17 protein-coding genes and 1 tRNA gene are annotated in these 20,755 nt (G+C 66.9%); 3 read left to right on the top strand and 15 right to left on the bottom strand.

The window, feature by feature from the left end; translation table 11 throughout:
- Window positions 1-33 precede the first annotated feature (33 nt).
- Window positions 34-1,572, bottom strand: coding sequence for an alkaline phosphatase D family protein (locus OIE13_RS09200; RefSeq protein ID WP_326641086.1), 1,539 nt, complete (start codon window positions 1,570-1,572; stop codon window positions 34-36).
- A gap of 269 nt (window positions 1,573-1,841) precedes the next feature.
- Window positions 1,842-2,675 carry a hypothetical protein gene (locus tag OIE13_RS09195; RefSeq protein ID WP_326641087.1) on the bottom strand — a complete coding sequence of 278 codons (834 nt, stop codon included), beginning with the start codon at window positions 2,673-2,675 and terminating at the stop codon, window positions 1,842-1,844.
- Window positions 2,676-2,772: 97 nt separating this feature from the next.
- Here OIE13_RS09195 and OIE13_RS09190 point away from each other — a divergent pair.
- Both OIE13_RS09190 and OIE13_RS09185 read left to right on the top strand, forming a co-directional pair.
- Window positions 2,773-2,846: transfer RNA gene (locus tag OIE13_RS09190), tRNA-Met, on the top strand.
- A gap of 78 nt (window positions 2,847-2,924) precedes the next feature.
- Window positions 2,925-3,737 carry an integrase core domain-containing protein gene (locus OIE13_RS09185; RefSeq protein ID WP_326641089.1) on the top strand — a complete coding sequence of 271 codons (813 nt, stop codon included), beginning with the start codon at window positions 2,925-2,927 and terminating at the stop codon, window positions 3,735-3,737.
- Between the two features lie 191 nt (window positions 3,738-3,928).
- Here the strand turns inward: OIE13_RS09185 and OIE13_RS09180 are convergent, their stop codons facing one another.
- On the bottom strand, window positions 3,929-4,201 hold the full coding sequence (locus OIE13_RS09180) for a hypothetical protein (protein ID WP_326641090.1): 273 nt from the start codon (window positions 4,199-4,201) through the stop codon (window positions 3,929-3,931).
- A gap of 20 nt (window positions 4,202-4,221) precedes the next feature.
- Between OIE13_RS09180 and OIE13_RS09175 the strand changes: the two genes are divergently transcribed.
- Complete coding sequence (locus OIE13_RS09175) at window positions 4,222-5,124, top strand: TauD/TfdA family dioxygenase (RefSeq protein ID WP_326641092.1); 903 nt, start codon at window positions 4,222-4,224, stop codon at window positions 5,122-5,124.
- Window positions 5,125-5,242: 118 nt separating this feature from the next.
- On the opposite strand, the gene OIE13_RS09170 is transcribed toward OIE13_RS09175, so the two are convergent.
- The 12 genes from OIE13_RS09170 to OIE13_RS09115 form a co-directional block, all read right to left on the bottom strand.
- Complete coding sequence (locus tag OIE13_RS09170; RefSeq protein ID WP_326641094.1) at window positions 5,243-6,139, bottom strand: GHMP family kinase ATP-binding protein; 897 nt, start codon at window positions 6,137-6,139, stop codon at window positions 5,243-5,245.
- A 2-nt stretch (window positions 6,140-6,141) separates the two neighbouring features.
- Window positions 6,142-9,192: a non-ribosomal peptide synthetase gene (locus tag OIE13_RS09165; protein ID WP_326641096.1), complete on the bottom strand. Its 3,051-nt coding sequence runs from the start codon at window positions 9,190-9,192 to the stop codon at window positions 6,142-6,144.
- Window positions 9,193-9,328: 136 nt separating this feature from the next.
- Complete coding sequence (locus OIE13_RS09160) at window positions 9,329-11,575, bottom strand: pyridoxal-phosphate dependent enzyme (RefSeq protein WP_326641098.1); 2,247 nt, start codon at window positions 11,573-11,575, stop codon at window positions 9,329-9,331.
- Window positions 11,565-13,115 carry an argininosuccinate lyase gene (locus OIE13_RS09155; protein ID WP_326641100.1) on the bottom strand — a complete coding sequence of 517 codons (1,551 nt, stop codon included), beginning with the start codon at window positions 13,113-13,115 and terminating at the stop codon, window positions 11,565-11,567. Before OIE13_RS09155 ends, OIE13_RS09160 begins: the two co-directional genes overlap by 11 nt.
- A 348-nt stretch (window positions 13,116-13,463) precedes the next feature.
- Window positions 13,464-14,588, bottom strand: a complete 1,125-nt coding sequence (locus OIE13_RS09150) for an acyl-CoA dehydrogenase family protein (RefSeq protein ID WP_326830274.1) — start codon at window positions 14,586-14,588, stop codon at window positions 13,464-13,466.
- 16 nt (window positions 14,589-14,604) lie between these two features.
- Window positions 14,605-15,336, bottom strand: a complete 732-nt coding sequence (gene fabG, locus OIE13_RS09145; RefSeq protein ID WP_326640833.1) for a 3-oxoacyl-ACP reductase FabG — start codon at window positions 15,334-15,336, stop codon at window positions 14,605-14,607.
- 1 nt (window position 15,337) lies between these two features.
- Window positions 15,338-15,802 carry a 3-hydroxyacyl-ACP dehydratase FabZ family protein gene (locus OIE13_RS09140; RefSeq protein WP_326640835.1) on the bottom strand — a complete coding sequence of 155 codons (465 nt, stop codon included), beginning with the start codon at window positions 15,800-15,802 and terminating at the stop codon, window positions 15,338-15,340.
- Window positions 15,799-16,146, bottom strand: coding sequence for a 3-hydroxyacyl-ACP dehydratase FabZ family protein (locus tag OIE13_RS09135; protein ID WP_326640837.1), 348 nt, complete (start codon window positions 16,144-16,146; stop codon window positions 15,799-15,801). The genes OIE13_RS09140 and OIE13_RS09135 overlap by 4 nt, the downstream gene beginning before the upstream one ends.
- Window positions 16,143-17,276, bottom strand: a complete 1,134-nt coding sequence (locus tag OIE13_RS09130; protein WP_326640839.1) for a beta-ketoacyl synthase N-terminal-like domain-containing protein — start codon at window positions 17,274-17,276, stop codon at window positions 16,143-16,145. The genes OIE13_RS09135 and OIE13_RS09130 overlap by 4 nt, the downstream gene beginning before the upstream one ends.
- Window positions 17,273-19,090: an alpha/beta fold hydrolase gene (locus OIE13_RS09125; protein WP_326640841.1), complete on the bottom strand. Its 1,818-nt coding sequence runs from the start codon at window positions 19,088-19,090 to the stop codon at window positions 17,273-17,275. The genes OIE13_RS09130 and OIE13_RS09125 overlap by 4 nt, the downstream gene beginning before the upstream one ends.
- 3 nt (window positions 19,091-19,093) lie before the next feature.
- A complete protein-coding gene (locus tag OIE13_RS09120) occupies window positions 19,094-20,326 on the bottom strand; it encodes a beta-ketoacyl-[acyl-carrier-protein] synthase family protein (RefSeq protein WP_326829868.1) in 1,233 nt (410 codons plus the stop codon).
- A 54-nt stretch (window positions 20,327-20,380) separates the two neighbouring features.
- Complete coding sequence (locus OIE13_RS09115) at window positions 20,381-20,653, bottom strand: acyl carrier protein (RefSeq protein ID WP_326640844.1); 273 nt, start codon at window positions 20,651-20,653, stop codon at window positions 20,381-20,383.
- Window positions 20,654-20,755 lie beyond the last annotated feature (102 nt).

The raw sequence follows: 20,755 nt of genomic DNA, 5'->3' as shown, positions 1-20,755 counted from the left end.
AGAAGGAATTTCTTCAGAAATTCCTCTGGTGCTTTAGGTCAGTGCCGCCTGTCCTGCCGGAATGGTGAACCGAGCACCGGTCTTCGCGGGCGCACCGCGCCTGCTGATGTATTCAAGCGTGCGGAAGTCGGCGTGCAGTTCCTGCGGGGTAAGGCGGCAGACGATGTAGCCGCGCCGCTGGTCGAGATAGGAGATGTGCGGGTTCTCGGCGATCGTCTCGGCGATCCGGCTCTCGTCGCGGTAACCGTCGCCGTCGCTGGCGATCGAGGAGGTGACGAGTTCCACCGCGACCCGGGGCGAGTCGGGGTCGTCGAAGTCGAGCCTCAGGTCCGCCGCGTGGTGCATGTGCGCGTCTCCGGTCAACACCACCGGGTTGGCCGCGCCCGAGTCCCGGAATCCGGTCAGCAGGCGGGTGCGCTCGGCGGCGTAGCCGTCCCAGGAGTCCATGTTGACCTCGGTACCCGGCCCGACCTTGGAGTCACGCTGGGCCATCAGGATCTGCTGGCCGACCAGGTTCCAGCGGGCGCCGGAGGTCGCAAGACCGTCGAGCAGCCAGTTCCGCTGGTCCTCCCCGAGCAGGGTGCGCCCGGCGGCCAGCCTGTCGTCGCAGCCGGACCTGAGCCCGTCCTCGCAGGCCTGGTCGTCGCGGAACTGCCGGGTGTCGAGCAGGTGAAAACGGGCCAGCGGCCCCCAGTCCACCCGGCGGTGGACCCGCATCGACGCCCCGCCGGGCACGCTCGTCCGGCGCAGCGGCATGTTCTCGTAGTACGCCTGGAAGGCGTTGGCCCTGCGCCGGGCGAACGCCGGGTCCCCGGAGCTGGAGACCTCTCCCGCCCAGTTGTTCTCGATCTCGTGGTCGTCGAAGGCCACCAGCCACGGCGCGACCGCGTGCGCCGCCTGCAGGTCGGGGTCGCTCTTGTACTGCGCGTGCCGCATCCGGTAGTCGGCCAGCGTGGCGCAGGTGCCCGAGGTGTGCTGCCGGACACTCCCGGCGAGGGCCGTGTACCCCCGTGGCGCGTACTCGTACATGTAGTCGCCCAGGTGGACGACCAGCCCGGGATCCTGCTCGGCCAGCCTCCGGTACGCCGTGTAGAAACCGTGCTCGTAGTGCGCACAGGCGGCGATGGCGAGGGTCAGCGGGGACAGCGCGGACGGGGCGGTGCGGGTGCGGCCGGTCGGCGACAGGTGGCCCTCGGCTCTGAAGCGGTAGAAGTACTCCCGGCCGTGCTCCAGGTGCTCCACCTCGACGTGGACGCTGTGCGCCCGCTGCCGGCGTGCGGTCTCGGTACCCGCGCGGACCACCCTGGCGAACCGTTCGTCGGTGGCGAGCTGCCATTCGACGTCCACGTCCCGGACCGGCATCCCGCCCCGGCCGTCCGGGCCGAGCGGGTCGAGGGCGAGCCTGGTCCACAGCACGACGCCGTCCGCCGACGGGTCGCCGGAGGCGATGCCGAGCGTGAACGGGTCGCCGGCGAGGGTCCGGGCCGGGCCGGGCCCGGCCCCGGTGAGCAACAGGCCGCCCGCACCGGCGGCGGCGGAAAGAAACACTCTGCGTGACAGCTTCTGCTCCACACCACCAGTGCAACCGTTCCAGCTTTCCCCGCCATGGCCTGCGCATCAAGGCATGATGAACAGCCGTTGCACAGGCGAGTGCCCTACCCGCGGTGATTTAACGCCGGCCGACCGGCGGGCGACATCGGGGCGAAGGGCCGGCTTCCCGGTGGTGGTCGCACCGGAACCCGGAGGGACGGCTCGGGAAGCGACGAGGCTCACGTCAGGGAACCGGAGGTGCCGACCTCCGCGGCGGTGAGTGCGAGCCGGCGGGGAGACCCCGGCCCGGGTCATCCCAGGTAGGGCTTGAGGTGGGGGTTGAGGGCGCCGCAGCCCAGGTATTTCTCCGCGGTGTGGAAGTCGAGCCAGTCGAGGTTGACCAGCGCCTCCTGGTCGACGCCGGTGAAGCAGGTCCGCAGCCCCGGCGGGATCGCCGCGATGTCGTCCTTGTCGGCGATGTTCACCCACCGTCTGACCTTGGGGGGCCGCTCGCCCCAGCCGTTGACCGGTGCGGGCATCAGCCGCTCGAAGATCACGTTGCGCATGCCGAGCGGGCTGCCCAGAGTGATCAGCAGGTCCACCTCCAGGTCGGGGTTGGCCCAGAGCGTCTCGTAGGTCACCACGCTGCCCAGCGAGTGCGCGATCACCACCTTGGGCCGGTTCCGCCTGATCACCTCGGCCACGGCCGCCCTCGACTTCTCGCGCGCCTCACCCCCGGCCGCCATGTAGGTGGCGACCTCGGGACAGAAGAGCTTGGCGAAGTCGGCGGCGTTGGCCTGCAACCGGTCCAGCAGCCAGCCGGTCATCCGGTGCAGGGCACCGGTCAGCCCCTCCCCCACCGAGTCGAGCTGCTTGGCCCAGGCGACGAAGACCTCCTGGGCGCCGACGTTCATGCTCCGCACCGCGCGCGGAGAGTCCTCCTTGCTCTCACCCAGCAGATGGGCGTAGTAGGCGATCTCGGTGATGTAGCGCTCCTTGACGTGCGGCTTGCCGCCCGTCAGGCCCTTGTGCAGGTAGCGGTCCCACTTGTCGCGCATCGCGACCGCCGCGCCGCCGACCGAGTTACCCGCGTCGCGGTAGTAGCGGTACTTACCGATACCGTGCACCCCGACGATCGTGTCCATACTCCCCCGCCTCCTGTTTCGCATGCCCGGTTTTCACGGGCGTTGATGACATACGCCCCCGAGCAACTGTGGCGGAAGCGAGCCCCGCGTCACAAGACCACGGCGGCACCGGCGAAAACCGTCAACGGACTCATAATCCGTGGGTCGTGGGTTCAAGCCCCACCCTGTGGGGTGCGGAAACTCGGCCGTAGTGGTTGACCTGGAGGTTCGTGGCTCGAGCATGATGAGGTCTCGGGCATCCTGCTGACGGTGTCGTGGTCCTTGCTTTACCTCATCCTCGGACGTGTCGTTCAGCTCCTGGTCCTGCTGGGTGGCTATCAGCGCATCAGCGGCGAACTGGCCGGCGTCGGGCTACGGGTGCCGCCCAGCACAGTGCGCGACATCCTCAAAAGAGCCGGGCTCGGTCCGGCACCACGTCGCACCGGCCCGAGTGGTTATGACGACTTGAGGTGGCCCCACTCGGGCGGCTTGAGCTGGGGCGAGTTCCTGAAAGCGCAGGCCGAGGGCATCTGGGCGTGCGACCTGTTCCACGTGGACACCGTCTTCCTCAAGCGGCTCTACGTTCTGTTCTTCATCGAGCACGCCACACGCGCCGTTCACGTCGTGGGTGTCACGGCGCATCCGACCGAAGCCTGGGTCGCTCAACAGGCCCGCAACCTGCTCACGGACCTGGGAGAGCAGGCCGAGCGCATCAGATTCCTCATTCGCGACCGCGACGCCAAATTCACCGCGGTCTTCAACGAGGTGTTCACCTCACTCGGCGCCCGCGTCATCAAAACGCCGGTTCGCGCGCCGCAGGCCAACGCGATCGCCGAGCGTTGGGGCGGCACCGTTCGACGGGAATGCACCGACCGGCTCTTGGTCTACAACGACCGCCATCTCCGCCGGGTCCTGCAGGCATACCAGTGGCATTACAACCGGCACCGTCCCCATCGCTCACGAGACCGTCAACCACCTCAGCCACCACATGCCCCGGCTACACCCAGCAATCTCGATCAAATCCGCCTGCAACGCCGACAGATACTCGACGGCCTGATCAACCAGTACCGGCGGACCGCATAGACGGGGCGGATAACCACAGACCAGAGGCCACATCCGGGTTTTCGCACCCCACAGGGCCGGACCCGGACGTGCTGCACGTGGTTCTGCCGGCCGTACACAGGGTCTGGGTCTTTCGCTAGAGATTCGGCCTGGAAATTGCCCTACCCTCGTATGCGTGACCGAGTTGATGATCGACGCACGGGACATCCGGGTCAGCAGGTTCGGCCGTGGGAGGCCGTCGAGAAACCGGCCTCCGACAGCACAACTGTGCTGCTGACCATGCAGTACATGGAAGCGCAGCCGCGGACTGGATCGACCGCGGAGGCGGACGGATTGACGATCACCGCGCCGGTCGACACGTCCGCGGACCTCGCGGTCATGGTGCGCGCACTGGACAAAGCCGTGATCGAGGCGGCCGAGCCCGCCATCGGGAACCCACGCTCGACGACATGTACCTCAGTCTCGCCGCCACCGAACTGGAGCACGCCCGGTGAAGATCCTTCCGGTGTCCAAAACGGACCCCGCATCCTGGGCGGCCGACAACCGTGCCGACCTCCGTTCGCTGCTGGCCGCCGACGGCGCCGTGCTGGTGCGTGGCCTGGAAATCGCGGATGTGTCCACGGCCGCAGCCGTCAGCCGTGCCTTGATCGACTCGTTCGTGACCGAACGTGAGGGCTTCGCGCCACGTGACTCGCTCGAGCATGGCGTGTACTCGGCGACGAAGTGGCCATCGGACCAGCCGATGTGCATGCATCACGAGCTGAGCTACGTGACCGATGTGCCGACTGTGCTGGCGTTCACCTGCTTGCGTGCCCCGGTTTCGGGTGGCGTGACGGCTCTGGCCGACTCGCACGCGGTGCTGGACTCCCTTGACCCGGATGTGGTGGCTCGGTTCTCGGAGCACGGCTGGCAGCTGGTGCGCCACTACAACGGCCTGGTCGGAGTTTCGCTGGCGGACGCGTTCGGTAGTTCCGACAAGGATGTGATAGAGGCGTACTGCGAGGCCCACGGGATTTCGTTAACCTGGGGCGCGGATGGCAGCCTCCGGACGACGCAGACCCGTCCTGCGTTGGTGCGGCACCCGGCGTCAGGGCGGCTCGGCTGGTTCAACCAGATCGCGTTCCTGAATGAGTGGACCATGGACCCGGACGTCCGTGACTACCTGATCACGGCGTTCGACGGCGGCCTGCCGTTCAACACGTTCGCCGGAGACGGCACTCCGCTCGACCGGGCGACCGTCGACGCCATCAACGCCGTGTACGACACCCACACCATCCGTGAGCCCTGGCAGGACGGCGACATCATGCTCGTCGACAACATCCGGATGGCCCATGCGGTCGAGCCGTACAAGGGTGAGCGGGAGATCGTCGTGGCTATGGGCGAGGCCGTCCGGATCAAGGAGTACTGACGTTCTTCAGGTACGAGATCAGCCCGCCGGTGCTCGCCTCGGCTCCGACGGCGGCCGGGCGGATCTCCCGCGGCTGCCAGTCGGGCGATGCGTTCACTTGCTTTGTCCTCCCAGCGTTTCAGTCGAAGCTCAAGGTCGAGTACATCGTCACGTTGCCGATCAGCGTGGCACATGCTTTCGCCGCCGCCGCGACTTTGTCGGGATAGGCTGGGGTCGAACGGTCGATCAGCACGCCGATCACGGTTCCACTGTGCCCGACCACCACGCCGAGTGCGTCGATGTCGGCACAGATCCCAATCATCGCTTTGAGCGTCCTCTTCGGACGCAGGACCTGGTTGAGCTCGGCGCTGCGGGTTGCCACATCTCCTACCTCAGCCAGGTCTCCGGTGGCCACCGCCGAAGCGAGACGGTCGAGCAGCCGGGCGTACTCGCGTTTCTCCGCCATGCCGAAAGGTTTTGGGATCCGGTTGAAGGCAACCGTGTCCACCGCGCCGCCTTCGTCCAGGCCGACCACGGTCATTGACGGCAGCGAGCCCAGTATCCGCCGCAGTCGGACACTGCGGTGGTGGTACGCCACGATTCCGGGATACAGCACGCCGTCGGTCGGCTCGATCTGGCAGAGCAGCCTTTCGATGAACTTTGGCGTCAGCTCCACGTCCAGCGCGTTGCCGATCGCCCTCGCGGTGGCGACCAGATCGGCCGATGAGCTGGCCATGCCCTTGCCCTCGGCCAGTCCACTGTCCAGAGTGAGCACTCCGCCGACTGGCTTCGGCATGGTCTGCATGACCATCTGGGCCAGTTTGAGCGACTTCGTCTTGTGCCGTGGCCGGACTTCGATCGTGGACATGGCCGGGTCGGCCAGGAACGTGGCCACCGTCCAGCGCGCGATCGGCAACGTGACGAGGAAATCCCCGTCGGCCTCGTCCAGCCTGCCCTGCAGCAGTTCGCCGAAGGTGCCGAACGCGGTGCTCAACCCGGTGGCGCCGCGGTAAAGCGGCTGGACAGCCAGTGACATGCCTATACCGCCTCGGCGACCAGTCCCGCGACCTCGTCCGCCCGTGTACGCGTGAAGTAATGCCCACCTTCGGCGAGTTCACGCAGCACAACGCGGTCAGCGACCAAACTCCACCGCCCGTGCCGCATCGCGTAACCGGCAGTCGTGCGGTCATCCGCGGTGACAACGATCTCCAGTGGTGCGGTGAGCCTCACCCCGCCCTGCTGAATGTCGGCCAGATAGCGGTTGGTGGAGCAGACATCGTGCCGGTAGGCCGAGCCCACCACATCCATCCGTTCCGGCTTGAGCGAGTCCAGGTCGACGAACGCGCTGTCCTGCCGCAGCAACGCCGTGATTTCCGTGTTGCTCATCGCGGATACCTCGGCGCTCTCGGCGTTCAGGTCCGACACGGGGTCGAGCATCAGCGCGCCGACAAAGATCCGCAACGGCGGACGCCCGTTCTCCTCCATCAGCCGGGCGATCTCCACCGCGAACGCCGCACCGGCGCAGTGTCCCCACAGAATGATCGGACCGGTGATGCCGCGGATCTCGTCATGGACCGCCTTGGCGATCTCGGTGACCTCCTGCAGGGACGCGTCCTGCCCACCGACCAGGTCGTGCCCGGGCAGCTCGACGGCGTGCACCGCGATGTTCCTGTCCTGCAGTGCCTTCGCCAGTTGCTGGAAGTTGACCGCGTTTCCGCCCGCGTAAGGCAGGCAGATCAGCGTCGCCACGGAGTCGAATTCACCGATGGACAGCCGTTGGACCAGGCCCGCGACCGGCTCGCCGACAGCGACGAGGCCCGCGGCCAGGTCCTCCAGCACCGGGTTCGTCACCACCTGGGTCAGCGAGATCTGGCGGTCCAGGTTAATCACGAGCCGTACGGCCGCCAGCGAGGTCCCGCCGAGTTCGAAGAAGTTGTCGCGGCGGCCGATGCGCTCCAGTGGAACGCCCAGCACCTCCGCCCACGCGGTCGCCAGCCTGCGCTCCACGTCGGTCACCGGGGCGACATAGGATGCGCCCGCGTGGCCGAGTGTGCCGGCGAGCGAAGTCAGCAGCATCTTGTCGACCTTGCCGTTCTCGGTCAGCGGCAACGTGTCCAGCCGGTGGAAATACGTCGGGATCATGTACTCCGGCAGCTGTGTGGCCAGGTGGTCTTGGATATCCTCGGCTTTCAGCGAGGCCGCGCCGCTGTAGAACGCCACCAGGGTCTTGGTGTCCGAGTCGCCCTCGATGACCACGGCGGCGTCACGGACATCCGACACGCCGAGGATCTTGGTCTCGATGTCGCCGATTTCGATCCGGAACCCGCGGACCTTGACCTGCTCGTCCCGGCGGCCCAGAAACTCGATTTTGCCTTCGGGCAGCCAGCGGCCGAAGTCACCGGTCAGGTACATCCGGGTGCCCGGCCGGTGCGGGTCTTCGACGAATGCGTGCGCGGTGCGTTCCTCGTCGTTGATGTAGCCACGACCAACGGCGACACCTGAGAACGCGATCTCGCCGGGCGCGCCGAGCGGTGCCGGTCGGAGCTTCTCGTCCAGCACGTACGTGTACACGTTCCGCAGTGGACGGCCGACCGTGACGAAGTCACGCTCCGGCAAACCGGTCAGCACCTCGTGCATCGTGTCGTCGGAAACCTCAGTCGCACCATAGGCGTTGACCAGCGAGATCGACGGGTAGAGCTCGAACCACCGGCGGACGAGCCGAAGTTTCAGCGCCTCACCGGTAACCGAGATGGTCCGCAGGTCACCGAGTGGCCTCGGGTGCTTGGCCAGGTGCGAGGTCATCACGTCCAGATAGGCGGGCACGATCTGGATCACCTGGATGCCGCCCGCGGCGATCTCCTCGACGAACGAGTCGACGTCCAGCTGCGTCTCGGTGTCGATGATCCGAGTGCTCCCGCCGACCAGCCATGGCGCGATCACCTGCCACAGGGAGATGTCGAAGCACTGCGACGCGGTCTGGGTGACCACCTCGCCCTCGGCCAGCTCCATGTCGTCGATCTTCATGTACAGGTGGTTGAGCATCCCGGCGTGCTCGCACATCGCGCCCTTCGGCGCACCGGTCGAACCCGAGGTGAAGTAGATGTACGCCAGCTGTCCTGGCTCGATGGACGTGTCCGGGTTGGTGTCGTCGGTTTCGTCGCGCAGCACGTCCTCCACAAGCGACACCGGACAGTCATGGGCCAAGCCGGCCAGCGCTTCGTTCGCCGTGCGGACGGCATCCGCGGACGACAGGACGAACTTGCAGTCCGCGCGCTCGAATTGCGTGGCCACGCGGTCAGGTGGGAAGTCCGGGCGCACGGGCAGGTAAACACCGCCCGCCTTGAACACGCCGAGCATGGCCGCGACCCAGTTCAGCTCCCGGTTCATCACGACCGCGATCGGGTCCTCCGGCAGTGACCCGCGCCGCAGCAACGTGTTCGCGACCTTGTTGGCGTTCGCGTTCAAGTCGCGGTACGTCCAGCGGCTGTCGCCGTGCGAAGCAGCCAAGTCGTTCGGGCGCAGGCGTACCTGTTCCTCGAACAGCTCCACGAAAAGCTTGCCGTGCCACGGGATGTCGGCGCCAGAGTGCGCATGCATCTGGTACTCGTACTCGTCCGGCTCCACCAGGCTCTTCGCGTCATGCGGGGCGTCGGGATCGGTGACGAGCAGTTCCAGTGCCCGTAGTTCGTATCCGGCGAACCGGTCAGCGTGCGCGCGGTCGATCACGTCCGGCCGGAACCGCAGCTCCAGCCACAGTCCGTCTTCGGCGTCCACATAGCCGACGTCGAGCACGGCGCCGGTTATCATCCCGGCCCCGGAAAGGCCGAAGACGACGTCAAACGCGGGCGCGTCGTCCACGACGTCGACCGGTTCGTTCACCTTGCCGATCAGGTCACGCCAGGTAGCCTCGGCCAAGGCGATCCCGCGCGGCGCCAGATCGGCGCCCGGCGCCAGATATCCGGTGAGTGGCGACCGTTCGCCGCCCATCACACCGAGGACCTTCAGGTGCGCGGCGAGCAGGGTGTCAGGCAGTGAGCCGAGTGCGCGGAGTCGCGCGACCACCTCGGCGGGCACCGCCTTGCGCAACAAGTCCGGCCCGGCGGCGGGCGCTCCACCAGGCGCAATCCACGGCCGAATCCTGGTAGGGCTCAGTCGCAGCCGGTCTGTCATCGGAGCCCCCGACGGACGTTGATTTGGCCTTCAGTGAGAATCATCGTTCTTTCCTTCAGTTCACCGTGAAATGGATCGACGTGGACGCGGTGGTCAGCACGTCGACGAGATCTTCCCGGCTGGGCGCGGTCGCGATGACGTACCCGAGGCGGCCGTACGCGTCGACCGGCGGCGCGACATGGCGTCCCGGTTCGGTCGTCACTGTCACCTGGTGCACGCCCGGCACCGCCTCCGCGCGCTGAACACCGGAGATCTCGGTGAGCACCCCGATGTCCGGCGTTGTCAGGAACTGGATACCGGCGAAGCCGGTCGTGCCGGACGGCAGCGTGACAGGCAATCCGCAGGCTTGCCTGAGCTGCTGTTCGAGCAGGTTGACGCCGGTGGCCAGGCGGATCAGCTCCGGGATCATGCCGCCGGCGAGCCGGGGGTTGATCTCGATGATGACGGGTCCGGTCTCGGTGACCTTCACCTCGGTATGGCTCGCGCCCCTGGTCAGTCCGGCCGCCCGCAGAGCGTCCCGTACCACGTCGGCGACCTGGTCGGCCACGTCCTCGGGCACGGACGCGGGAACGATGTGCCGTGACTCCACGAAGTTCGGCTCGCCCACCACCGATTTCCGGACCAAGGCCACCAGTTCGTGTCGCCCGTCCACCGCGAACATCTCGACGCTGTACTCCGGACCATCCACGTAGGACTCGATCAGCGCACCTTTCGCCCTCGGCATGCCGCGGACGTTCACCGTCACAGCATGGATCGCCTCGACCGCGGCCAGCGCCTGGTCGGCCGTGTCGCAGCGGACCACGCCGGTCGAGCCGGACTCGTCTATCGGTTTCACCACGCAGGGCAGGCCCACCTTGTCCACCGCGGCAGGCACTTCCAGGGCGTTCTCGACCCGCACCCACATCGGTTGCGGCAACCCCGCCTTGTCGATCCGAGCACGCAGCTCAGCCTTGTTGCGGCAGCAGTCGATCGCCTCGGGCCGTTCGGCGTGCAGCCCCAGCCCGGCAGCCAGCCTCGCCGCGGTGGACAGGTAGAACTCGCTGGTCGTCGTCACCGCGCTGATCCGGCGGCGCGGCACCTGAGAATCGAGTGCCGCGGCCAGCGCATCGGGGTCCGCGGTGTCGCACCGCAGCACCCTGCATCCGGTCTCCGGCAGTCCCAGGTACCGTTCGGGCTTGTCGGTCAGGAGAATCGGCTCGTAGCCGAGGCGTTCGGCGATACCGATCGCCGCCATCCCGGTGCCGGACGTGTTGGACTCGACGAACGCGAGGACCGGCCGAGCCGCGTCGGGATCGGTCAGCCGGGAAAAGGCCCAGGAGCGTACTACGGTGCCGGGCGGAACCTGGCGGGGTCGCGTGGCCAACGGCTGGTCAGGCAGGCCGCGTTCGGCCCAGTACCTCTGGTTGTGCACGGTCTCGGCGTACCGGTCACCGCGGTCGGGGAAGATCCCGACAATGGTCGTGCCGGCGGGCTCGTGCCCGGCCAGGTGCGTCATCACCCGGTACACCGAGCCGGACGTGTTACCCGCGAACAGCTTCTGCTCCTTGGCCAATGCCACCGTCGCCTCGAAGGCCTCGCGGTCGTTGAGCCAGTGCACCTCGTCGATCTGACCCTGGTCGAGGTTCTTCGGATGCATGCTGTTACCCAGCCCGCTCTGCAGCCGCTGCGGCCAGTCCGGCTGTCCGAACAGGACACTGCCGACGCAGTCGACGCCGACCACCCGGATACTCGGCAGGCGCTCGCGCAGCGCCCGTGCCGTGCCGCACAGCGATCCGCCGCTGCCGACCGATCCGACCAGGACGTCGATCTCGCCGAGGTCGTCGATCAGCTCATCGGCCAGCGTCTGGTACGCCGCCGGGTTGTCAGGGTTCTCGTACTGCTTCGGCCAGAAGGCGCCGGGGTTGGCCACCATGATCTCAGCGAGTCGCTTGAGCCGTGCTCCCTGCCAGCCGTGTTCGTCCATCTTCGGCACGACGTGGACCTCGCAGCCCAGCGATTCCAGTTTGGCCAACGTCATACGGTCGATTCTCGGGTCGGTGACGATGTGCACGGGATGCCCCATCAGGGTGCCGACCAGTGCCACGCCCAGTGCCATCGTGCCGGACGAACTCTCCACGATCGGCGCGCCGTCGGCGAGGTCACCGTTCTGCTTGGCGCGCAGCAGGATGTTGCGTGCCACCCGGTCCTTCATCGCGAACAGGTTCTGGATCTCCAGCTTGGCGTAGCAGGTGGGGCCGCCGCGAATCGCCAGCCGTACGAGCGGGGTGTTGCCGATGGCGTCGAGCAGGTTCTCACAGATCACGCGGTGGCTCCTGCAGATCGGTGGATTCGGTGAGCGCTTGGAGTAATCGGTCTGTCGTGGCGTAGGCCGCGGTGATCCGGCGACGGCGGGCCGTCCAGCGTTGTTGCACCAAGTCGAAGTCGGCGGCCTGCTGGTTCAACATGGCGCGCACGCTCTGCCCACTGGCCGAACCTGTCGTGCGCTTCGCCGACAATGCCTTGTCCACATCGAACGCCTGCGTCAACAGCCGCTCGGCGTCGGTCACCTCGAAACCTGCATCCCGACCCACCTGTTCGAGCAGGACGGCGTCCGGCTCGGCAGGCGTCAGCCCTCGGTCAACGGCGGCGACGATGTAGCGGCCCGCGATCACCTGCGCGGTACGCCAAGGCACGCCTGCGTCGAGACACAGTCGATTGGCCAGGCTGAGACCACCGAGGTACTCGGTCTCGCAGACCTCACGCAGGCGGTCGGTCCGTAGCCGCAAGCCGGCCAAGACGGCCGTGAACAATCGCAGGACCGAGCCTGCCTGGTCGAACACCAAGGGGACGTGCGTACCTGCCTCCTTGGACACCTCGATTGTGTTGCTGAACGGCGTCGCACGCTGTCCGAGCACCACGCCCACGAACCCGGCAGCCAGCTGGGCGGTCCGGCCGCGCAGGCGCTCCAGCACCGGGAAGTTCTTCTTCTGCGGCATGGCCGAGGAGATCCCGCTGAACTCGTCGGGCAGGTCGATGAAGCCGTAACCCGCGCCGCTCCAGGTCAACAGGTCGGTAGCGAACCGGCTGAGCGACACGCCGATCAGGCACAGCTCCGCGGTGGCCTCCAGCGCCCAGTCGCGGGTCGCCACGCCGATCAGCGCGTGCCCGTCCCCGGAGCTGAAGCCGAGCAGCCGCGCCATCCGTGTCCGGTCCCAGTCGAGCTCGCCGCCGGTCATCGCGCCCGCGCCCATCGGCGAGGTGTCGACGGAGGCGTACACGGTGTCCATGCGGTGCAGGCTGTGCAACACCTGAGCGGACATCGCGGAGAAGTAGAACCCCGCGCTGGCGACCTGCGCCGGCTGCGAATGCGTGTACCCGGGCATCATGGTGTCGATCTCACGGCAGGCCAGCTGATGCGCGGCCCTGCCGAGACCGATCAGATCGTCGACGGTGTCCAGCACACGGTCGCGGCCGTAGATCGCCTGCGCGGTGGCCTGTAGATCGTTGCGACTGCGATCCACGTGCCACGCGGGCGCGATGTCGCCGATCCGCTCGATGGCGTACCGCTCGATGGTGAACGCGATGTCGCTCATCGCCGCATCGGCGAGATTCCGGACTGTTTCGCTGTCCAACTCGGACAAAACCGGTGCGATCGTGGCGACGTCGATGGTACTGAGCAGGCCCATCCGATGGTATTCCAGCAACAGCACCTGTTCCAGCCGGAGATAGCCGGGTAGCAGGTGCTCGGCCTCGAACTCCAGCTGCGGGCGCAGCACTTCGCGCCGCACCAGCTCGTCAGGGCCCGCACTGATCCGCCCGGTCAACCCGGACGCGCTGTCGTGCCGACGCCTATCCGCGCACACCGATGAACCTCCTTCGCGAAAGGGGATATCCGCCGATCGCCGCCAAATGCGATCGAGGCGCTATCGCATGGTCCGTTCCCGAACTGTACTCATCTGTCCCAGTGTCTTAGGCTCCCTGACAGGCTGCGGCCGAGTCCGTTCCAGCGTGCCCAGAATGCCGATGGGTGGTCAACGCGGCGGGACTATGACTATGGGTTTCACCGGTCTTTTTGCCGCACAAGGTGCTGATGTCTCACCGCGCGGACCGCGGCGTGACGATCACGTGCTCGCACCGACAGCCGCCGAGCCGCTTTGTCGCCCGGCTCGGCGGCTGTGCGTACACCTCGCATCGTGCCTACCGCATCGTGTCTACAGCGAGGCCGCAATGATCCCCTTCATGATCTCGCTGGTGCCGCCGAAGATCCGAGCCACCCGCGCGTCGGTCCATGCTCTGGCGACCGGGTATTCGCTCATGTAGCCGTAACCGCCGAACACTTGCAGGCAGTCGTCAACCACTGTGGACAGTCGTTCGGTCGCCCACAGCTTGGCCATCGCGGCCTTGGCCATGGTCAGCTCGCCCGCCGCCTGTTCGCGGACGCACTCGGCCACGAACGCACGGGCGACCGCGACCTCCGTGGCACACTCGGCAAGCTTGAACTGCGTGTTCTGCATGCGGATGAGCTTGCGCCCGAACGCCTTTCGCTGCTTGGCGTACTGGATCGCCGCATCGACCGACGCGGCCATCGACGCGACCGCCGCGACCGCGATGTGCAGGCGTTCCATCGACATGAACGGGATCAGCTGACGCAGTCCCAGCCCTGGCTTGCCACCGAGCACGGCGTCGGCGGGGATCGGCATGTCGTCGAAGAACAGCTCGCACGTGTCCTGGCCGTGCCTGCCGATCTTTTCAAGCGCTTTGCCCCGCCGAAGCCCGGTCACGCCGGCGGTTTCGACTGCCAGCAAAGACAATCCCGTGGTCTGCGCCATGACGAGGATCAGCCCGGCCTGGGTGCCGTTGGTGACGAAGGTCTTCGAGCCGTTGACCCGGTAGCCGTCACCGTCGGGCTCCGCCCTGGTGGTGACGGCCTGGATGTCCGAACCGGCGGCCGGCTCGGTGATCGCGATCGCGCCGACCAGTTCGCCGGACGCCATCCGGGGAAGCCACGACCGCTTCTGCTCCTCGGTGCCGTATGCCAGTACGTAGTGCGCGACGACGCCGTGCGCACTGACACCCCACGAAGTGTCCCCGACCATGGCCTGTTCCTCGATCAACACCATCTCGTGCTCGAAAGTACCGCCACCACCGCCGTACCGCCCGGGAATCCCGATACAAAGCAGGCCCGTATCACCCGCGGCCCGCCAAAGCCGCGCATCGACACACCTCTGCGACGCCCAACGCTCCTGATTGGGCACCAACTCCTTCCCACAGAACGCCCGCGCGAGATCGCGTAACTCCCGCAGTTCGAGACCGTTCACCGGCAACCCCCCGGACATCATGCCCCCCTAACACTCAGACAACGAGACCGCCGTCGATCCCCAATACCTGACCGGTGATATAGCTGGAACGCTCCGAAACGAGGAAGGACACCAGATCGGCGACCTCCTCCGGCCTACCGAACCGGCCAAGCGGAATCCGCTCCGCGATTCCCGAACGCGCCTTACCCGCCATGGACGCCGTCATGTCGGTCTCGATAAGACCGGGCGCCACGACATTGGCCCGGATACCATACCGGCCCGACTCCTTGGCCAGCGCACGAGTGAAACCGATAATGCCCGCCTTGGACGCCGAGTAATTGGTCTGCGCGGCGTTCCCATACACACCCGCCACAGAAGACAGCGTGACGATCGAACCCGCCCTACGCTTGATCATCCCGAACACCGCCACACTGCAAACGTTGTACGTGGAGTCGAGATTGGTACGCAATACCGTGTGCCAGTCCTCTTCGCTCATCATCACGAGCGGGTTGTCGCGGATGATCCCCGCGCACGAGACCACCGCGCCGAGCGGGCCGAGTTCCTTCTCGGCCCGGCGGACGAATTGCCTGACCGCACCCAACTCCGTGACATCCACCTGCTCGGCGAGCACCGAAGCACCCTCGGCAACCTGCCCGACGACCAGGTCGGCGGCCTCCTTGTTGGAGCGGTAGCAGAACGCGACATCATATCCATCGGCCGCCAGACGGGTCACGACACTGCCGCCGATCCCGCGTGAACCACCCGTCACCAATGCCACAGGACGCATGTCAGTCACCTCCAGGACGCATCAAGACCTCGACACCACGCAACGCCACGGAGAAACTGCCCACCTCAAGGACTTTACGGCCGCCCACGAAGCTGCTGCCCGCGACGATCGCCGCGTCTGCGACGTTACGCAGGATCTGTACGTGATGTTCCAGCACCTCACCCGGGAACACCGGCTCGAGCAGGTCCACGTTCTTGATCCCGGCGGCCAGTTCGACCTTGCCGGCCAGCACGTCCGGATTCGGTGTCTCCCAGCACGCCAGCAACACGGCCGCCTGCGCCCATGACTCCACCAACAAGCTCACCGGATACGCGTAATCGTCGGTGTTCTGATAGCACGGCTCAGCGCACGTGATCGCCTTGTGCGCCACCAGACTCTCACCCGGCCGCACCTCGATTACCCGGTCCAGGAGAAGAATCGGGTACCGGTGCGGAATGATCTGTTTGATCTCCGCGACTCCGATCATGCCGTCACCGCCGGGTAGCGCACGCGGATCTCAGCGACCCGCTCCTCGTTGACCACGGCCGACGCCGAACACCGGGTGAACCCGCCCACCTGCTCGACGGCCAGCTCAAGCCTCACCTGGTCGCCGGGGTAGACCGGCCGCATGAACCGGACCCTCTCCAGCGCGACGGGGCGCACCGGATCCGCGCCGCGGGCGGCGCACATATCACGAAAGGCCGAGTTGACGTACTCCACCAGGAACAGGCCGGGCAGGATCGGAAAGCCCGGGTAATGGCCGGCGAACACCGGATCGTCCGGGGAAACGTCCACGGTGACAGTGACTCCGCTCACCTGCGCGGCCGTCATGACCCGGCTCCGTATCCGCCGAGCAACGCGCACCCGACCGTGCCGTCACGGTCGATCGTGGTGACCAACGCCAGATCGTTGTCACCGAACGATTCGGCGACCGACAGCGCCGCCGCGATCTGAAACCCGGTGGACACCGAGGAGGCGTCCCCGATGAGCGACCTGCAGCCCACCCACTTCGCCGTCGCGCCGAGCACGTCGGTGATTCCGGCTTTCTCCGCGCTACCGATGTCCCCCTCGGCAGCGGACGGCGCCACAACACGCACGTCCTCACCGCGCACGCCCGCCTGTTCCACAGCCGCCTTGACGCAAGCGGCCAGCGCCGCCCTCGGGTCCGCGGGGTCGCCGACGCCACGAAATCGCGTCGACAGCACCCGGGCGACCGGGGTACGCCCCGCGTTCCTTGCTCCAGCCAACGTTTCCAGCAGGAAGAACGCGCCCCCCTCGGCAAGCGCGGGCCTTTGGCTGTGGCTCGCGCCCGCATGCCACTCCAGCCAGGCCCGTTGAGCCGAGTGCTCCTCGACCGCTCCACAAAGAACACGATCGCATTGCCCGCCGCGGACCAGTCGTATCGCGTAGCTCAGCGCGAGCAGACACGTGCTCCAGTCACCGGTGATGGTGGTGTTCGGCCCCTTGATGCCGTGCCAGATCGCGCTCTGCCCGGCGGCCTTGTTCATCACGGTGTTCGGGAACAGGGCCGAGTCGACGTGGTAGGGCTTCCTGCCGGCCAGCGAGTCCCGGGTGAAGTCCATGATGGACTGAATGCTGCCCGAACCGGTTCCAAGCACCAGGCCGATCCGCTCGGCGTCCGCGGTCAGCTGCGGACCGCATTCCTCGACGATCAGGCCCAGCGTGCCGATCGCCAGCGCGGTCAGCCGGTCCATCGCACGGGTGCCTCGCTTACCGAGGAACCCGGCAGGTGAGAAGTCGGCCAGCACACCGCCCCGCGTGAACGGTCCGGGAAACGCATCCCGGTCCAACGGGCGGACGGCGCTTCGGCCGGCACGAATGCCCGCACTGAAGGCCTCGCCGCCCACCCCGTAGGGAGAAAGCGTGGACCAGGCCGACAAGACAAGCTGCCCCGCCGATGTCTTGCCGTCCACAGTGGAGGAAACCGTCGGCGCGCTCATTGACCTCGCCCCGCCCGTGCCGCCGAGCCCGCGCCACCGGTGAGCGCCTTGGCCAGCCGGTCGTCGAAGTCGACCTGGCTCCAGTCACGCCGGTTCTCGATCACCGCGTAACCATGGGTGATCTTACCGGTGGCGACCTGGACCAGCTTTCCGTCCCGCTTGACGTAGCAGTCCATCCGCGCGGTGTAGGTCAATCGCTTGAACACCTCCTCCACGGTGAAAACCGTGTAGACCTCGTTCTCCATCCACGCCTCGTCCAAGATCCTGACCTTGGACGAGGGCACCACCGGGATCCAGTTCTGCTCATCGAGCAGTGTCTTGATGGACACGCCGCGCTCCTGGAGGAACAGGTCGACGACCTCCTCCATCAGCCGCAGGTAGCCGGTCATCTGCACACGCTCGGTGAAGTGGCAGTAGAAGTACGGCATCCGCCAGACCCAGCCAAAGGCGTTGGCGTCGCCGATCAGCTGCTTGAGCGGGTCATCGCCGATGATCTCGATCGGCGCGACCGGCTCGCCGAGCCGCTCGCCGAGCCGCTCGCCGAGCCGCTCGACGATGTGCGGCCCCAGCTCGGCCGGCGCGGCCTCGGCCGGAAACCCCCGCGGATCGTTTCGCAGGGTGACAGCGACCTTCGAGGTCACGGTCTTCACCGGCGTCTCACGCTGGGCGATCATCTCGACCACGAACCGCAGCTGCGCACCGCCCTTCGAGGCGACCGGCCGCACGGTTGCCACGGCGACGTCGTCGATGTGGTACGCGGTCCACATGCGAGTGTCGATGTCTGCGATGTCAACGCAGATGCCGTACCGCTCATAAAGCTCGCCCGCCGGATACCCGCGCTGCCTCAGGTGATCGAGCACCGCTTCCTCGACCAGATAGTTGACGTGCTTGAAACCGATCCAGGTGCAGATGTTCGACCCCTCATACCGGGGCCTGAGCGTGGTGGTGGTCGGCTCCCCCGCGGCGAGGCCCGCCGCGATCGGGGTCTGAGGGGCTGTCGGGTTCACATCGACTCCAGGCATGGTGATGGGAGAAACAATCGGCAGGGACAGGGCCTCACGCAGGAAGCCGTGCACGAGTGAGGCGAACCGGCCCGGTTGCTGGGCCATCGGGAAATGACCGCAGTCCTCGATCAGCTCGAACCGGCCCTCCGGCAGGGCCGCGGCCAGCTGCCTGCCGTCGGAGGCCCGGGTGGCGATGTCGTCTTGCCCGGTGATAACGAGCACCGAAGCGTCAATCGTGGACAGATCAACGAACGGCGACCGAAGATACGCCTCGAAAAAGCGCATCCAGCCGTATACGCCGATCTGGTCTCGGACGTGCAGCGCGGCCGCGGCGCGCCACACCTCCGGGATGCCGCGGGCGCCGATGTCCAGCGCCTCAGCGAAGATACGGTGGAAATCGTTGAGGTAGTAGGAGATCGTCGGCCAGTCGAAGTCGGCGGCGCTGTGCCGGTGAAACGGGCTGACCAGCACCACGGCCCCCGGCGCGAGCCTGCCCTCCGACATCGCCTCGATCAGCAGGTTCGCCGCGTACGAGTGCGCGACGACAGCGTCGAATCGGCCCGCCTCACCGGTGTCCATCGAGTCGACCAGCAGGGAGACCGGATCACACTGCCGACTCCAGTCCGCGCTTTCGATACCGTGCCAGGGAAGTTTCACATCCCACAACTCGACGTCATCGGGCAGGTACCGGTCGAGCGGCTCCCACATGCTGGTCGTGCAGCCCAGTCCGTGCAACAACAGCACCCGGGCCACTGGCTTGCCGCCGGCCGGCCGCCTGCGCCTTGGCCGCCGGACACTCGCTGGTGCCACAGATCACGCCTCCTCGTGCCGCCCGACGATGACCACCGCGTTGTTACCGCCGAACGCCAGCGAGTTGTTCTGCGCCACTCGGACCTCCGCGGCCCGCGCCACGTTCGGCACACAGTCCACCTGGCACGCCGGGTCGGTCTCGTTGTGGTTGATCGTCGGCGGAATGAATCCCTCGGTGATCGCCAGCGCGCACGCCGCGGTGGCCAGCGCGCTCGCGGCCCCCATCGTGTGGCCCAGCATGCCCTTGATGGACACGGTCGGCGGCGGCGTGTCGCCGAACGCCTCCATGATCGCCTCGACCTCGGTCTGGTCGTTGGCCCTCGTCCCTGTGCCGTGCGCGGAGATGAAATCGATGTCCTGCGGCTTGACACCCGCGTTGCGGTGCGCCAGCTGCATGCACCGGGCAAGGCTGCTGCGGTCCGGCGCGACCGGGCTGAGCGCGTCACAGTTCAGCCCGTAGCCCAGTAACTCGGCGTAGATCCGGGCACCGCGGGCCTTCGCCGACTCCAGACTCTCCATCACCAAGATGCCCGCCCCCTCACCGGTGAGGATGCCCTTGCGGTCCTTGTCGAACGGCTGGCACACCTCGGGTGCCATCGCGCCGAGCCGGTAGAACCCGGCGAAGGTCTTACGGCACAAGGCGTCCACGCCGCCGGCGAGCACCATCTCCACGTCACCGGCGCGGATCGCGTCCACGCCGTAGCCGATCGCGTAGTTGCCCGCCGCGCACGCCGTGGGGATGGTGACCGCCTCCACATCGGTCAGGCCAAGCTCGCGCACGATGCTCGTGGAGAGTCTGCCTGCCTGGATCCGGCCGGCCAGCACCGGGCTGAGCCGCTCGGGACCCGACTCGAACTGCTCGACGGCCAGGTTGTCCAGATCCCTTGACTCTCCATCCGTCGTACCGATGGAGACCAGGACCCGCCTGGCGCGCACCTCCTTGAGCGACATCGACGCGTCGGCCACCGCGAGGTTGGCGGCCGCGGCGGAGAACTGACCGGCCCGGCCGAGCCGGCCGGGATCGACGTTGACGATCCAGTCCTCCGCACGAAACCCGGTGATCTCGGTACCGTTCGCGTACGCGTAGCCGCTCGTGTCGAACGACGTGATCGGCTTGACGCCGCTACGACCGGACCGCAGGCCGGCCAGGAAGTCGGAGACACCGATGCCGATACTGGTGACCACGCCAAGACCTGTAATCACCACCCGGCGCGGTGGCTGGCGTTCGTCGTACACTTAGTGCTCCATCTCTTTGTCGGTGGCGATTTCCTGGCCGCCGTCGCCTGCCTGCTACTTGGCGGCGGCTGCCTCGTCGACGACGGCGACGACACCGTCCAGGTTGACCATCCGGACCAGCTCGCCCTGGTCGATGTCCACCCCGAGGGTGCGCTCCAGCGAGGAGAGGATCTCGATGGCGCCCATCGAGTCGGCGCCGTGGTCCTCCTTGAACAGGCTGTCGCCGGTCATCTCATCCAGGTCGATTTCAAGGATCTCGCAGACGATCTCCTTGATCTGCGCGCGGCGCTCCTCATCGACGAACGAGCCAGAATTAGTGGTAGTCATGACATTTTCTCCAGCCGGAATCCGGTGAACCAAACATTCGGTCCATATGCCGTGAAAGGGTGGTAGTGCTCCACACCTTTCCTATTCAGAATCTCTTTCACG

Source organism: Streptosporangium sp. NBC_01810 (assembly GCF_035917355.1).
Classification (GTDB): Bacteria; Actinomycetota; Actinomycetes; order Streptosporangiales; family Streptosporangiaceae; genus Streptosporangium.
This window is presented reverse-complemented; position numbering and strand designations above follow the sequence as displayed.